Source organism: Nostoc sp. C057 (assembly GCF_013393925.1).
Lineage (GTDB): Bacteria > Cyanobacteriota > Cyanobacteriia > Cyanobacteriales > Nostocaceae > Nostoc > Nostoc muscorum_A.
The window spans coordinates 5,166,624-5,180,890 of sequence record NZ_CP040281.1; the positions used below are offsets into that span (position 1 = coordinate 5,166,624).

General features: G+C 42.0%; 16 protein-coding genes. 7 read left to right on the forward strand and 9 right to left on the reverse strand.

Annotation, left to right across the window (positions count from 1 at the left end):
- Nucleotides 1-42: 42 nt before the first annotated feature.
- The 3 genes from FD724_RS22065 to FD724_RS40370 all read right to left on the reverse strand — a co-directional run bounded on the left by FD724_RS22065 (nt 43) and on the right by FD724_RS40370 (nt 1,232).
- Entirely contained in the window at nt 43-555 is a 513-nt protein-coding gene (locus FD724_RS22065; RefSeq protein WP_179074099.1) for a molybdenum cofactor biosynthesis protein B, read from the reverse strand.
- Between the two features lie 101 nt (nt 556-656).
- Nucleotides 657-998 (reverse strand): photosystem II reaction center protein Psb28, encoded by a 342-nt coding sequence (gene psb28 / locus FD724_RS22070; protein ID WP_114082820.1) that lies wholly within the window; start codon nt 996-998, stop codon nt 657-659.
- Between the two features lie 102 nt (nt 999-1,100).
- Nucleotides 1,101-1,232, reverse strand: coding sequence for a D-aminoacyl-tRNA deacylase (locus tag FD724_RS40370; RefSeq protein WP_218651470.1), 132 nt, complete (start codon nt 1,230-1,232; stop codon nt 1,101-1,103).
- A gap of 14 nt (nt 1,233-1,246) precedes the next feature.
- Here FD724_RS40370 and FD724_RS22075 point away from each other — a divergent pair, with 14 nt between their 5' ends.
- Nucleotides 1,247-1,345 (forward strand): DUF4351 domain-containing protein, encoded by a 99-nt coding sequence (locus FD724_RS22075; protein WP_306297097.1) that lies wholly within the window; start codon nt 1,247-1,249, stop codon nt 1,343-1,345.
- A gap of 14 nt (nt 1,346-1,359) precedes the next feature.
- Here FD724_RS22075 and FD724_RS22080 read toward each other — a convergent pair whose 3' ends face one another.
- On the reverse strand, nt 1,360-2,841 hold the full coding sequence (locus FD724_RS22080; RefSeq protein WP_179074100.1) for a GTP-binding protein: 1,482 nt from the start codon (nt 2,839-2,841) through the stop codon (nt 1,360-1,362).
- Between the two features lie 226 nt (nt 2,842-3,067).
- Here FD724_RS22080 and tpiA point away from each other — a divergent pair, with 226 nt between their 5' ends.
- The gene (gene tpiA, locus FD724_RS22085; protein WP_179075588.1) at nt 3,068-3,799 is read left to right on the forward strand and encodes a triose-phosphate isomerase; all 732 of its coding nucleotides are present in this window, start codon (nt 3,068-3,070) and stop codon (nt 3,797-3,799) included.
- Between the two features lie 252 nt (nt 3,800-4,051).
- On the forward strand, nt 4,052-4,906 hold the full coding sequence (gene folP, locus FD724_RS22090) for a dihydropteroate synthase (protein WP_179074101.1): 855 nt from the start codon (nt 4,052-4,054) through the stop codon (nt 4,904-4,906).
- Nucleotides 4,907-4,916: 10 nt separating this feature from the next.
- On the opposite strand, the gene FD724_RS22095 is transcribed toward folP, so the two are convergent.
- The gene (locus tag FD724_RS22095) at nt 4,917-5,753 is read right to left on the reverse strand and encodes an SPFH domain-containing protein (RefSeq protein WP_179074102.1); all 837 of its coding nucleotides are present in this window, start codon (nt 5,751-5,753) and stop codon (nt 4,917-4,919) included.
- A gap of 409 nt (nt 5,754-6,162) precedes the next feature.
- Here FD724_RS22095 and FD724_RS22100 point away from each other — a divergent pair, with 409 nt between their 5' ends.
- Together FD724_RS22100 and rpsU are read left to right on the forward strand one after the other, a co-directional pair.
- Nucleotides 6,163-6,507 carry a hypothetical protein gene (locus FD724_RS22100; protein WP_114082825.1) on the forward strand — a complete coding sequence of 115 codons (345 nt, stop codon included), beginning with the start codon at nt 6,163-6,165 and terminating at the stop codon, nt 6,505-6,507.
- A 405-nt stretch (nt 6,508-6,912) separates the two neighbouring features.
- Nucleotides 6,913-7,092, forward strand: coding sequence for a 30S ribosomal protein S21 (gene rpsU, locus FD724_RS22105; RefSeq protein WP_012410658.1), 180 nt, complete (start codon nt 6,913-6,915; stop codon nt 7,090-7,092).
- Nucleotides 7,093-7,498: 406 nt separating this feature from the next.
- On the opposite strand, the gene pth is transcribed toward rpsU, so the two are convergent.
- The 3 genes from pth to psbH all read right to left on the reverse strand — a co-directional run bounded on the left by pth (nt 7,499) and on the right by psbH (nt 8,921).
- Entirely contained in the window at nt 7,499-8,140 is a 642-nt protein-coding gene (pth, locus tag FD724_RS22110; protein ID WP_179074103.1) for an aminoacyl-tRNA hydrolase, read from the reverse strand.
- Nucleotides 8,141-8,291: 151 nt separating this feature from the next.
- A complete protein-coding gene (locus tag FD724_RS22115; RefSeq protein WP_179074104.1) occupies nt 8,292-8,567 on the reverse strand; it encodes a TatA/E family twin arginine-targeting protein translocase in 276 nt (91 codons plus the stop codon).
- 150 nt (nt 8,568-8,717) lie between these two features.
- A complete protein-coding gene (gene psbH, locus FD724_RS22120; protein WP_094327589.1) occupies nt 8,718-8,921 on the reverse strand; it encodes a photosystem II reaction center phosphoprotein PsbH in 204 nt (67 codons plus the stop codon).
- 85 nt (nt 8,922-9,006) lie between these two features.
- On the opposite strand from psbH, the gene psbN reads away from it, so the two are divergent.
- Nucleotides 9,007-9,138, forward strand: coding sequence for a photosystem II reaction center protein PsbN (gene psbN, locus FD724_RS22125; RefSeq protein WP_012410654.1), 132 nt, complete (start codon nt 9,007-9,009; stop codon nt 9,136-9,138).
- A gap of 83 nt (nt 9,139-9,221) precedes the next feature.
- Here the strand turns inward: psbN and FD724_RS22130 are convergent, their stop codons facing one another.
- The gene (locus FD724_RS22130; protein WP_179074105.1) at nt 9,222-12,509 is read right to left on the reverse strand and encodes an alpha-mannosidase; all 3,288 of its coding nucleotides are present in this window, start codon (nt 12,507-12,509) and stop codon (nt 9,222-9,224) included.
- A gap of 87 nt (nt 12,510-12,596) precedes the next feature.
- Here FD724_RS22130 and FD724_RS22135 point away from each other — a divergent pair, with 87 nt between their 5' ends.
- Nucleotides 12,597-14,252, forward strand: a complete 1,656-nt coding sequence (locus tag FD724_RS22135) for a hypothetical protein (protein ID WP_179074106.1) — start codon at nt 12,597-12,599, stop codon at nt 14,250-14,252.
- Nucleotides 14,253-14,267 lie beyond the last annotated feature (15 nt).

Sequence of the window (14,267 nt, forward strand, 5' to 3'; positions counted from 1 at the left end):
CATAGCTTAGTTAGTTTTATGATAGCCCCCCTGAAAGGCTGCTCATTTCACTCCCTTACAAAGCTGACTTACCAAGTGAGTGAGTTCGGGCAAAATCAGTTTTTCCAGCGCCAGGCGCACAGCATTACTGGAACCAGGAAGCGAGAAGATTAATTTATTTTGATACACACCAGCAACAGCGCGAGAAGCGATCGCTCGCGAACCAATTTCTTGATAACTTAAAAAACGGAATAACTCACCAAATCCCGGTAAAGTTTTCTCCAATAACTTCTCAATGGCATCATAGGTAGTATCTCTTGGCGCAATACCTGTGCCACCATTAAAAATTACAGCATCCAAATTTGAGCTTTTACCCAAATTTTCTATCTGTTCTTGAATCTGTGTTGGTTCATCTTTGATAATCGTGTAGGCTCCAACAGCATAGTTAGCACCAAAGAGTAACTGCTGAATTAGCTGGCCACTTTTATCTGTTTCGGGCGTGCGTGTATCGCTGACAGTAACCACAGCACAAGTTACCGTAATCCCAAGCGAATCTGGATGTGGTTGTTGTGTCATGGATTAAGGGTTTTAACTTTTGATAATGGGCAATTGGGCACGGAGAATGGCGTATTGGACATGAAAAAACAACATAAGCCATTCGCCATTCACCCTACACACTATTTTTCAGCTTTGCTGAGTCCAAGATCGTTTTCTTCAGCATACCGTTCCATGAAGCGCATAAAGCGTTCCCATTCTTGGGCAGATTTCATCACGTAAAGTGCTTCTAATGCTTCCGGTTTCCCGTTGATAAATTTAGCCTTCACTTCACGGGTAATTATTTCGCCTTCTTCGTCACTCAAGTACATCCCGGTAATATCTTCGGTGCTACCTTGATCTAAAATTTTCGGATTCGTAAAAATAAACGTGGCTGTACCACTATCACCAGTGCGCGATCGCGTCAGCCGCACTTCTGGAATTACTACTTCGTCAAGACCTTTAGAAAACTGGATTTTCGCCATGATGAATGAATTTAAACTTTTGTGATGGTTAATTTAATATTCTCTCATCAATTAGAACTCCACTGTCTATAGGCTTCTGTTATTCTTTTTTGGTGTATATACTTAAATTGCTTTTTCTTCTGGTATTAAAGTCACCCAGTCAATTTCCGCAACAGTATCAGTATTAGCAATACCCACAAGTAAATTTAGCCCCCGCCCAATTTTGTCGACAATTTCACCGTTATATAGATTCATCAATATTCAAGAGAATTCGAGTCTTATCTACTGAACAATTAGAAGAAGAATTTTTAGACTTTTCAAATGTGTCTGATTTAGTCGCTTGGCTTGAGGAAAATACCAGCAGTTGAAATAAATCTATACATCACTTTCTGAGTTTTACCTTATGGAGTAATTCATCTTTAATCCGGTTGAGAATTGAGGTTTCATCCAGGTTTGTCAAAATGCGATTAATTACTGCTTTTGGCCCATCAGGCCCCCAAGTCGCGCCGTTGGCTAAATAAACTTTGGTAACTTGCCCAATACCGTAAGAAGAAACACCAGCTACTCCCCCTTGCGTAAGTGCCACTGATATATAAGGGCCAAGGGCAATACCTGCTGTAGCTGTTGCAGAGATACCAAGTAAAGTTTTCAATCCACTCAAACCCAAGTTTGCTAACAATTCACTAGCACCAATTCCGCCCATACTCAGGGCGATTTTTTGTAGCAGTTGTACAGCACCAGCTTCGGTCATAGAGAAGCCATAGAGCTTAGATAAACCCAAAATCAGAGCAATATCAATGACCACACTACTCAGAATATCTACCACAGTTACGGGATTAAGTGCGATCGCTAATGCTTTAGTCATCACAGCCTTCCAAATCAACTGATTAGCATTCTGTTCCCGAATCATCAGTTTTCGTTCGATTAACTGCTCATTTACAACGTCAGCATAAAGCATGGTATTAAGAGCAACCAAGGCTTTACCCTCACGGTGCAAAATCTCCAAAATTTTCAGTTTCAGTTCTTCAACTTGGGCATTTCCTGTACGCAGCTGTATACCCCTAGTACCATCAGGGCGACGAATCGCCGTCTTCACCAATGGCGATGCCGCAGCCATAACAATTTCTAAAGGCGTGAGTAATTCCCGCACCCTTTCATCCCGAATTTTGTGATAAATAGCCATCCGATCTGCTTCTGGATACTGGTCTACTTTGTTAAACACCAGAATGATCGGTTTACCTGCTTCCCGCAACTGAGAAAGGGCGGCGTATTCTAACTTTGTCATATCCCCAGAGATTACAAACAGAATCAAATCTGCTTGTTTGGCAATCTGTTCAGCTAACACAGCACGGGTTGCACCATCTACTTCATCTAACCCAGGAGTATCAATTAATTCCACCTGCGATTGACCTACACCAGGGAGAGTAACCCGCAAAGCCCGTTCAGTTTCTCCAATCGCTTCTTCACTAATACTCCAATTAACTGTTTGTGCAGTCCGGGTGACACCGTGCAGGGGCCCTGTTTCAAATACTGTTTGTCCCACCAAAGAATTGAGTAGCGAAGACTTACCACGCCCTACCATGCCAAAAGCTGCAATCTGCACCACCATGCGGTCTAACTTCCCCAGCATGGTTTCCAAATCAGCAATTTCCGTTTCCAATCCGGTTTTTTCTTGGGGGGTGAGGTCGAGATTGGCTACTAAGTTTCGCAGCGCGGTTTGTGCTTGTTTATAGTTCAGTTCTGTCTGAATGTCTTCAAAACTGAAAATAGCGCTATCCAATTCTTCCTCCCAACTGAGAGAATTTGCTTCAGTGTTAGCAGAATCGCTTTGATCAGGTTCAGGCACAGGTAATGTCGAAGTCATATCAATATAAGGTTTGAAATTGTGGGATTTTTAAATTACCCCTGTCTCTTATCCTAGTTATTTTTAACAAGGGTTTGGGGAGTAGGGGGGCAGTGGTGCATAAAAGAATAACTCTTGACCAATGACCAATGACCAATGACCAATGACTAATGACTAATGGCTAACAAAAAGTCATAAACTGAAAAATGCATCTAAATAGCGCGTTAGGATCTTGACTAAATTACCTGTGCGGAAAATCGTTATTGCCGGCAACTGGAAAATGTTCAAAACCCAGGCAGAGACCCAGGAGTTTTTACAAGGATTTCTGCCCCACTTAGAGGAAACCCCCGAAGGGCGAGAAGTGATATTGTGTCCTCCGTTCACTGATTTAAGTGTTTTGTCTAAGACCTTGCACGGTAGCCTCATCCAACTAGGGGCACAAAATATCCATTGGGAAGAATATGGAGCCTATACGGGTGAGATTTCTGGCCCAATGCTGACAGAAAGTGGTGTACGCTTTGTGATTGTCGGTCATAGCGAACGACGGCAATACTTTGGTGAAACGGACGCAACCGTTAATCTGCGCCTCCGAACTGCTCAAAGGTTTGGTTTGACTCCAATTCTCTGTGTTGGTGAAACTAAACAACAACGAGATGCAGGAGAAACTGAAGCACTGATTTCTCTCCAACTCAATAAAGGTTTGGTAGATATCGATCAGAATAATTTGGTGATTGCCTACGAGCCAATTTGGGCAATTGGCACTGGTGAAACTTGTGAAGCAGTGGAAGCTAATCGAATCATTGGCTTAATTCGGAGCCAGTTGAGTAATCCAAATGTATCAATTCAATATGGTGGCTCAGTGAAGCCAAATAATATTGATGAAATCATGGCTCAACCAGAAATCGATGGCGTTTTAGTCGGAGGAGCAAGTTTAGAACCTGAGAGTTTCGCTCGGATTGTGAATTTTCACTTAGTGTAATGTGCTTTATTTTCGTTCCCATGCTCTGCATGGGAATGCCTAATTTAGATATGAAGAATTCAGAATTCAGTAGTCAGAATTCTGAATTCTGAATTCAGAATTGAATTTTGTACGACTGAGTAATGAATATTGCTTGAAAACATTGCTCTTTGTCGGCGAAATAAAATTAAAATATTTTTCAAGAGTTGATACTCCATCCCTTCACGGGTGGAGTATTCTGAATTCTGACTACTGAATTCTGACTCCTGTTTTATGCCAAGCAACTTAATAATTCGAGGACGCTGTTTCGATTGGGGACAGCGAACTTATTTGATGGGTATTTTGAATGTAACGCCTGATAGCTTTAGTGATGGGGGTGAGTTTAACACTACCTCTGCGGCTTTAGTGCAGGCGCAAGCACTCGTAGCGGCTGGTGCTGACATTATCGATGTGGGTGGTCAATCAACTAGACCAGGGGCAAAGCAAATCACTCTGGCGGAGGAACTTGACCGGGTTTTATCGGTGTTACAGGTGCTAAGACCAGAAATTTCAGTCCCGATTTCTGTAGATACAACCCGTGCGGTTGTAGCCAAGGCATCTGTAGAAGCTGGAGCGGATATTATTAATGATATTTCTGGCGGCACTTTTGACTCAGAAATGTTGCCGACAGTTGCAGAGTTAGGTGTGCCGATTATTTTAATGCACATCCGGGGGACACCACAGACGATGCAACAACAAACTGATTATCAAGATTTGCTCGGTGAGATTTATAGTTTTTTGGCTCGGCAAATTGAGGTAGCAACTGCTGTGGGCATTCACCGGGAAAAAATTATTGTTGATCCTGGTATTGGTTTTGCTAAGAACTATGAGCAAAATTTAGAAATTTTTCGCGGACTGCGATCGCTAACAACACTCAATTGTCCTATCTTGGTAGGAGCATCCCGTAAAAGTTTCATTGGTCGCATTTTAAATCAACCAGATCCCAAAGCACGAGTTTGGGGAACGGCAGCAGCTTGTTGTGCTGCTATTTTTAATGGTGCTGATATCCTCCGAGTTCACGATGTTCAAGAAATGCACGATGTTTCACTAGTAGCCGATGCCCTATTGAGACAACCTAATACAGCATGATTACTAGGTATTACCGTTCTTCGTTTTTTTTGCCGTTACCTTCTTGTGTTACTGACTCGGCTATCAACTCCTGAAACATTTCACTTGAGTTAGCTGGGTCTACAAAGACAATTTTGGCATTAGCACTCTCACCAAGTTTTTGACTAGCATCTACGTAATCTTGAGCCACAAGATACCGCAAAATATCCCTACTATCTGGATTGGAACGGAGAGCTTGGGAGATGATTTGCACTGAAGCCATAGTTCCTTCTGCTTTCTTAATCGCAGCTTCCTTTTCCCCTTCTGCTTCGGTAATTAGCGCCCGTTTTTTGATGACGGCGGCTTGCTCCTCTTCTCTAGACTTTCGCACACTTTCAGGTAGGGTAATTCTCTGAATATCTAACCGGAGAATCTCAACTCCCCAATCTGCCGTTACATTATTCAATTGATCTAATATAGCTGAGTCCATCTCTGCTCTGGAGACGTTGGTCTGCTCTAGGGTATTTTGGGCAATGATTTCTCGGAGCGTAGTTGTAGTTATCTGTGTTAATGCCCCTTGCAGATCCTCAATCGCGTAAAAGCTTCTCTCAATATCTCGAATGCGCCAGTATACAATAGCATCCACTTCTACGTAAATATTATCTTGAGTGATCACATTCTGAGGTTTGATGTCTGTAAACTGCTCTCGTGTAGTATCTTCCATCACAATCTGATCGACCAAGGGAACAATAAAGTTCAGCCCCGGTTTAAGTTTCCGATGATACCGCCCCAAACGTTCGACTAGGGCTTCATTTCCTTGATTAATCAGTTTTGCAGAACCTAATGCATAACCTATAAGGGCTAAAACTATAGCAATAATTGGCTCCATGTATGCTCCTATTCGGCTTTTGGGAGAATTTAGTGTCAAAGATATGCTACTAGCTTGTCATATCTTTAGAGTTTAATGTTTTGAGTCTGTAATTTTATGAACACCAGCAGCAATGTCGAGTCACTGCGCGTCTTGTACATAATTTTGTAAGTAAAACTATTTTGCGGAATGCGTAGAAGCTTTACTTCTTGTCGTCAGACATCGCTATTAAAGCACCTCGATCGCACCCTGGCAAGGACTACTTCATGTAATCAACATTACTTGTACTGACATCTTTAGCCAGTCTAGACTGACATGCAGTATATTCACTTAAATTTAATCAATTTTACGTAAAATTTAGTAGCAATTTAACAACTCCACTACAAATCGGGTTAAAATTGGCTTCAGACATTAAAAATATAAAAATATTATGGGCAGATTGTTAATAAAACTTATAGGTTTAATCTTATTTTTCACAGGGTTATACTTTTTTGGTCAAAATATTATATTTGTTAGCGGTTACTACATACCTTTTTCCAGCAGATTACCAGCGACAGTTTCCGTATTAGCAATTATGGCAGGTGTGTTTACATTGGTGTTTTATCGCAGAGAAGCTAGTCAGCTTGGATGGATTTTGTTAGGTATTGGGATAGTACTAGTTTTCTTGAGTGGTGGAGTAATTTTCAGATCAACTAGCTTATGGAATCTATTTGTTGCTTTCGGCGCATTAGCAGCCGGATATAAATTATTGAATGAGGGCAGAATCAACTTTTAAAGTTTTGAAATATAATCAAATTTTCTCATAGTTGCGATAGCGATCTTATTTGATTAATGAGAATTGAAAGTCACAGTTCCCCAACTTTTCCCAGAAGTTGGGGATTTTCTGTCTCACGAATAACTTAGGATTGCGATGGTAGCCAAAACTACACTTATCGTCAGTTCATATTACAGTCAGGAAAATTTGACATTATAATTTATCTATCTGCTCTACTAGTGCTGAGAGTGCATTATAGCGCTTAAATTAACTTTTAATTAAGTGCCAATTTGACATTCTACAGGCACACATAATCCGTGTGATCTGGATGGATAGCCTCTTAATAATGACTTTAGATCGAGGGGTTTTACTAAGGTTGAGGCTACTATTACAATGGAAAATGTTGATTATGAGGAACAAGCAAGAATGACCCAAGTGATTCTTGGAGAGAATGAAGCAATAGACTCAGCTTTGCGTCGGTTTAAACGTCAGGTTTCCAAAGCTGGGATATTAGCTGATGTAAAATATCATCGGCACTTTGAAACACCCATTGAAAAACGCAAACGTAAGGCAGTGGCAGCTAGACGCAAAAGAACTTTTAAATAAACCTATTTGGTGTAATACTGGCGTTTCTTGAGGTTATGACCTAAAACAGGCAATAGCGCTTAGGCGTAGCCCTTCCTAGACATCGCCATTATTCTTACAAAAATTAAGCAAACTATGCCGCACTTCAATTAGGGTGTAGAGCGCGTTAAAGGCTTTATTTCGGTTGGATAGAGCAAGCTAAAATCGCTGCTCATCAACCAAAATAAACGCCTTTAGCAAACAAACTGGCCCCTAACCCGAATTTCTCACGTATTGTGTGGTTCGGGTGGGGAGTGTGGGAGGTGTGGGAGGTGTGGGAGGCAATGCAGCGTTCATTGATGTGCAGTTATTCAATTCCTCCTCTTTCTCCCCACACTCCCCACACCCCCCACACTCATGCTCATTTCTCACTTGTGAGAAATCCAGGCTAAGACTCAGAATTATTAATGGTGCGGCTATTACAAACATTCATCGCCTTTTCTACTCCCTGCTTGAGGCTTAGTTCAATACATTCAACCACGAACTGAAGTACAAGAGACATCTGCTGATTTTCGTCAGAGGAGAATCGTCCCAGCACATGGGAGACAGTATTAGAATCATCGTTATTAGCTGCACCTTTGGGTTTACCAATACCGATTCGTAAACGGGGAAAGTTTTGGGTACTCAGATGTGCGATCGCACTTTTCATCCCGTTATGTCCCCCAGCCGAACCAGATAAGCGCAGCCGAGTTTTTCCCAAAGGCAAATCCATATCGTCGTAAATTATCAGCACTGACTCAGGCGGCAATTTATACCAACTTGTCACCGCTTGAATTGACTGTCCTGAGCGATTCATATAAGTTGTCGGCTTTAGCAAGCGAATCTTACCTCCACCTGGGGCCATACCTTCGCCATACTCACCTTGAAACTTGCGGTTTTCTGCCAAGGAAATGCGCCAAGAACGGCAGAGGGCTTCTACAGCAGCAAAGCCGATATTATGGCGTGTTTGGTCGTACTTGCTTTCTGGATTCCCCAAACCAACAATTAGTTGTGGAATCACCAAAGCTGGTTGCGTAACAGCTTCTGTCATTTTGCCTATAGTCAATTGATATCAATCACTCAACTAGTACAATGTCTAAGCTAGTTTTGAGGGTTTGTAGTAAGCACTTCAGTGCTTAAAATCCAGGACTAAAGTCCTTACTACGAACTTGTTCACCCTTGGTAACTAATGAGACAAACTACTAGCTAGGTTGAGAAGAACTAGCGGTAGTATCCTGCTCCGATTTAGCAGGGTAGATTTGCTTAGGTTCCAATTCAGCAGTAGTTTTGACAGCTTCTTCTAACTGTTCTGCTTCTTTTTGAAACTCGGTTTGAAACTCCTTAGAAGCTTCTTGGAAACTACGGATTGTTTTACCCACACTCCGACCAATTTCTGGTAGCTTCTTTGGCCCAAAGATTAACAGCGCCACTACCATAATTACACCCATTTCCGGCAGACCGATACCAAATATATTCATTTTTGTCTCCTGTCAACTATAGAACCACTACAGAAACTCATATATTATGTAGTCTACTCAATAGTTAGTATGCACTGACCATTCACAAAAAAACCCGGAAGAACCGGGTGTAATTTAACTTGTTATCCAAACTTGATAGCGGTATATCTGTTAGCGTCCTAAACTCCGCCAATCGACATTTACATCCTGAACTAAGAGTGATCTATTGTAAAGTTGCAGAATAATCAGCAAAAATACAAAAAATAGCGCCATAAAAACAGCCATCACAGGGGTAGTACCCCAACCTGGAGCCACTTTTCCATACTCAGAGTTAAGTGGTTTCAGGATATCTCCCAACCTAGTCCTTTGTGCCATAGTTCACCTAATATTACTTGCCAAAGCTTTTTTTAATCTTCTGTAATATTCTATAAGAATAGCACTCATCATCTATCCCTCAATTATGGAACCCGCAATAGTTCTTAGCATTTCTATGGCCGCCGTGGTGGTTGCCATCACCGGAATTTCAATTTATACCTCTTTTGGCCCTCCTAGCAAGGAATTGAACGATCCGTTTGACGATCACGAAGATTAAAAGAGTCATTTGTCATTGGTCATTTGTCATTGGTTGGTGGTCTGTGGAAAACCACAATTGGCCACTGACACAGCAATAGTGGCTCACTCTAGCCTGGAATTGATCGCTGGTATTACCTTGAAACTGGCGATTTTCCAAGGCTGTATTGTTAAAATTTGTTGCCCAGATGAGAATTCAGTAGTAGAGGAACGCTCTAACAAATCTACTGTATCTCCTAGATTTAACCCTAAATTACTTTGCAAAGATAACTCAGCTGCTTCTCCGTGACATTCATAACACCGCAGAATTAACTGCTGTGGGTCATCTTCAGATGGCTTTAAGGCCATCAAGATTAAATTTTCAGCTGATAAATCTAGAAAACTCATCCCCAACCCATCTTTACCAGTAGAAAGGGGAGGGTTTTCATTAGGAGGATTCAATATGACTTGTAACGGTATATTCAATTCATAGCCACGCCGTACCGTATGGGCTGATTCCCAGCTACCAGCATGAGGATACAAGGTATACGTAAACTCATGAAAACCTTTATCAGCTTCTGAGTCTGGCCAATTAGGGCTACGTAGCAGTGTTAGGCGGAGTTGATTTGGTTTGCTGTCGTAACCGTATTTACAATCATTTAGCAAACTAACTCCGTGAATACCCTCCTGTGTTTCTCCTGTCAAATCCGCCCAACGCAAAGCGGGGACTTCCCATTTTGCCTCTTCTGCGGGGGTTTGCGGTTTAGTTGTCCGGCGAATCGCGCCACAGGGAATTTCATAAGTAGCAAAGTCTGCTTCGATATTCAGAGGAAAAGCAGCTTTCACCAATACATGATTTTCTTGCCAATTGACGGTAGTAGCTATCTTCAGTAGAGGTGAACCAGCTTGCAAAATATAGTCTTGGCAAAATTCCGATTCGCCCAACTGACGCACCACGCGCACACGACTTTGGACTGGCCCTTGTTCTAACCACTGAATAGATTGAAGATTTGTTGATGGTAAGGGATGTTGGGCATAATTGGGGTCTATATTCCAAGCATCCCAATATTGACCGCTATCTTTAAAAGCTTGTAGTTGATTTCCTGCACCACTCAAAAGTTCTCGTTGATAAGTTTTATCAAAAACACTTGATAAATCTCCCGTATCAGGGTCGATAACAACTCGTAAGAATTCATTTTCTAAAATCCAGTCTGGGAGGAGTGAGGGAAGTGGGGGAGATGAGGGAGATGGGGAAGATGAGGGGGAAAGCCAAAATATGCGATAGCCAACGGGTGGAATTTCGGTTGCGAGAAATAGTAGGGTTGATGGTTCAGATAATTGGGAGACAACCTGCTTTCCAGAAGTATCGTAAATCTGCCATTCCTGTGGTGTGGGTAAGGCTACAGAGACTACCTCAGAACGCTGCCAATTGAGAGAATTGAAAACGAAAATAGGTAAACTATTGGGTTTTGGTGGTTCTGATAGGGTAATGTGAGATGCGATCGCTAAAAGTGATTCTTGTAATATCTTCGTTCCGACTTGTTCCACTTGCTGCCACTGGGGTAACGCATCTGTATAAACTTGAGTAATTGAAGAACCAGGTAAAATATCGTGAAACTGTTGAAATAAAACCTGCTTCCAAGCTGCTTCAATTTCTGCTTTCGGATATGTCACACCACAGTTTATGGTTGCTAAGGTAGCAAATAGTTCAGCTTCATACAATAAATTTTCACAACGACGATTCCAGCGTTTTTGGTCTGCGTGGGTAGTGTAGCAACCGCGATGGAATTCGAGGTATAGTTCGTCATCCCAGGTGGGGAAGGCAGGGGAAGCAGGGAGAGAATCATAACTCCTGAATTCTGACTCCTGAATTCTGACTCCTGATTTGATTTGCTGTAAATATTTTTCAGCCGTCGTGAATTCTAAGTCTGGGAAGAAAGGCGACTTTTGCCAGCGTTGGGCGGTTTCTAACATATCACGGGTGGGGCCGCCGCCGTGGTCGCCGACACCGGGAAGCCAGAGGGATTCTGATAAACCAGTTTGGGATTGCCATTCCAGAGCGTAGGATGCCATTTTAACTGGGTCAATGTTTTCACCGATAGGTGCAGACATCAAACTAAAGACTTCGCTACCGTCAGGCGATCGCCACCAAAAAGCCCCATAATCAAATTTGGTAGTATCATTCCACCGCAACTTCTGCGTCACAAAATATTCAATACCGGCATTCGCGAAAAACTGCGGTAAAGTTGCACAAAAACCAAAAGTATCTGGAACCCATACTATAGTTGAAATCTTGCCAAATTTTTCTTGGATGTAGCGTTGACCATACAATAGCTGACGGACTATTGATTCACCAGAAATTAGATTGAGTTCTGGTTCCACCCACATTCCGCCGACAACTTCCCAACGTCCAGCGGCCACCTGTGCTTGAATCGCCTGAAACAAATCCGGGCGATGTTCCTCAATCCAAGCGTAAAGTGCGGGAGTCGAATGACAGAAAATTAACTCAGGGAAATCTGCTTGCAACTTCAGAACCGACTCAAAAGTGTTTTGCGCCGCATTCCAAGTTTCACTCACAGGCCATAACCATGCTAAATCTAAGTGAGCATGACCCAATAAGAAAATTTTAGATTTTTGATCCCCCCAACCCACGCCACTTGCTCCACTTGGGGAGACCCCAAGACCGCAGTGGCTCCCCTTCAAAAGGGGGGCTAAGATGTCAGATTGAATTAGGTTTTGGCGTAGGGACAAAACTGATCTTACTAACTCTCCCTTCTCTGTGTCCTCTGCGCCTCTGCGGTTCGTAACCTCCCCCACCACCTCTACCAAAGCATCCAACTTCTCCGGCGCAAACTTTTCCAAATAAAGCTGCACCACAGCTAATTCATCAGCCACAAAACCCGGATCGGGATTATTATCAACAATAGACTCATAAACTAGGAGCGATCGCACTAAAGCACCATCACAATGTCCCGGACTCACTAACCGCAAAGCCACAACAAACTCTTCTCCTGGCGTTACCCCTCGACTGAGAAGCACTCTCGGCGAACAATCAAATAAATCACCCTCCAGTACTAACTCCCCATTCACATAAATCTCAGCAGAATCTGCCCACCAAAGCAGCGCCAGCCGCAAAGATAACCCAGCTAAAGGATAACCCTGTAAATCTTGGGGCACTACCAACCTTTGGACTAGCCATAGTACTTTTTTCCCCCCAGTCCAAGCGATATGTTCTTTAGCATTCAACTTAACAGGTTGCCAATGAGACAAATTAGCAGCGACAACATCAGTAATAATCAGGTCAGATTCCTGGTATAGCCAGCTAGACTGAAGATTAACTTGGCAAAAAGAGCGTAGTTGCTCAATTGCTTGTGAGATGATTTTGGTATGAGATTGAGAGACAGTGGGAGTCATATATTCGCTAATATGAGGTGTTGGTTGTTTTTATTGTTTGGCGCGAGTCTCACAACTTAACAAGACTTGAACTAAAAAATTACTACTATGTCTTCTGGTTCCTCTGGTCGTTATCAAAGCAGACTATTTAACTTTGTCCACCAGCAATCCCGGCGGGTGACACAACAGTGGGAACACACCTTCCGGCATTTGCAAGTTGCCACTAAGTGGGGTGTGGAGGCACTACTTTACCCAGTGTATCTACTGTTTCAGTCATCTGAATCATCTGGGAAAACGCTACAGACCAAAGAGCCACAAACTAGACTAAAGTTACAACCAAATGATACCGATTTCCAGTCCGAAATTCCAAATGCTGATAGTCCTATTCAACAAGTACTAGAAGCAGTCAATTATGTCTTGTCAGATGAAGCCGTCTCCACTCCTACAAAAACATCTGAAACTTTCAATCCTTTGGCTTTATTGGAAGTTGTGCGGCTGAAGTTTGTTGATAAAAACTCGACAAATAACGTAAGTTATATAAAATCTTCAAGTATTACAGAGAATAAAGCGGAGATTATCAACTCTTTACAGTTAGATAACGCTCTAAAACAGCATTTACCAGCTGTGCGGGGAATTGCCACAAATTTGATGAATCGGAGTTTAGTACTTGTTACTACCGAAAATGAAATTCTAGATATTTTGACACCCCAGCAGCAGGCAAAGTTAGAAGATCGAATTATTAACGAAGTTGCTAATTACTGGCAGTCTTGGCGGTTGATTATAGCCAAAAAAGAAACGGAGCTATTACCACAAATTGACCGTTTATTAGCAAAACTCACTGACGGAAATACAACCAAAATTCCAGTTTTAGCTGAGGGTATATCAAAAGATTTACTTAATACTGAAAGATTACTAGCATTTCTAGATATAGCTGTTGCTAAGTTGGAGTCAAATGCTTTAGTACCTGTGCAAGAACGTAGCCAGGAAATTGTTCAAGTTGCCCAAACTCAGTTAAACATATTTCTTTATGGCAAAGAGCAATTAGCTGCTAGGGGAGAAATTGCAACCACTGCTGATGGTTTGGAAACTCATACACTAAATATTCACGCTTTGATTGAGGCGGCACTTAATTACTTTTTTGGTGTTGGTAATAGAAAAACACTTGATTCAACAACTAGTGATGAGCAATTCCCAGGTAAAATATTGTCATCACGCTTTAGAAAAGCCTTGGCTAAAAGCCCTCTATTGGAAAATCAGGATTTAGCTGTTGATCCTTGGCTAACATGGAATGATTTATTTGGAGACACTGAAACCGTTACTAACAAGTCAGTTACACTTTCTCAAGTGGAAAATAAAAATCCTGCTTTAGCGGCAAGTTTATCAGTAGGGCATTTTCCCCAAAAGAATTTAACTGTAAAACAACCTAAAATCGGATCTGGTTTGGTGCAAAGGAAACAAGCAACTAGTAATCTTGCCTCAAGCCAAAAAATATCTGGAAAAGTTTCCTCTGCAAAACAAATTCAAGCCCATACTTCCCTAACTAAACGTGAGATTCGGAAAGGGGAAATTTTGCAAGAGCAGTTTCATCAAAGTAGTCAAATTGAGGCACAGCCAGACTGGATAGAAACCAAAGCAACTTCAACAGGCTATGAGAAACATCCCTTAGAGCAACTTCTGGAATGGGTTGATTATGCTATGCTCTGGCTAGAAGAGAGATTTGTAAAGATTTTTCAGTCATTACGGCAGATGTGGCAGGGAAAATAATAGTAATTCGTAATC

Coding starts and splice junctions, on each gene's coding strand:
- FD724_RS22065 (WP_179074099.1), bottom strand. CDS start 555: ATGACACAACAACCACATCCAGATTCGCTTGGGATTACGGTAACTTGT.
- psb28 (WP_114082820.1), bottom strand. CDS start 998: ATGGCGAAAATCCAGTTTTCTAAAGGTCTTGACGAAGTAGTAATTCCA.
- FD724_RS40370 (WP_218651470.1), bottom strand. CDS start 1,232: ATGAATCTATATAACGGTGAAATTGTCGACAAAATTGGGCGGGGGCTA.
- FD724_RS22080 (WP_179074100.1), bottom strand. CDS start 2,841: ATGACTTCGACATTACCTGTGCCTGAACCTGATCAAAGCGATTCTGCT.
- folP (WP_179074101.1), top strand. CDS start 4,052: ATGCCAAGCAACTTAATAATTCGAGGACGCTGTTTCGATTGGGGACAG.
- FD724_RS22095 (WP_179074102.1), bottom strand. CDS start 5,753: ATGGAGCCAATTATTGCTATAGTTTTAGCCCTTATAGGTTATGCATTA.
- FD724_RS22100 (WP_114082825.1), top strand. CDS start 6,163: ATGGGCAGATTGTTAATAAAACTTATAGGTTTAATCTTATTTTTCACA.
- rpsU (WP_012410658.1), top strand. CDS start 6,913: ATGACCCAAGTGATTCTTGGAGAGAATGAAGCAATAGACTCAGCTTTG.
- pth (WP_179074103.1), bottom strand. CDS start 8,140: ATGACAGAAGCTGTTACGCAACCAGCTTTGGTGATTCCACAACTAATT.
- FD724_RS22115 (WP_179074104.1), bottom strand. CDS start 8,567: ATGAATATATTTGGTATCGGTCTGCCGGAAATGGGTGTAATTATGGTA.
- psbH (WP_094327589.1), bottom strand. CDS start 8,921: ATGGCACAAAGGACTAGGTTGGGAGATATCCTGAAACCACTTAACTCT.
- psbN (WP_012410654.1), top strand. CDS start 9,007: ATGGAACCCGCAATAGTTCTTAGCATTTCTATGGCCGCCGTGGTGGTT.
- FD724_RS22130 (WP_179074105.1), bottom strand. CDS start 12,509: ATGACTCCCACTGTCTCTCAATCTCATACCAAAATCATCTCACAAGCA.
- FD724_RS22135 (WP_179074106.1), top strand. CDS start 12,597: ATGTCTTCTGGTTCCTCTGGTCGTTATCAAAGCAGACTATTTAACTTT.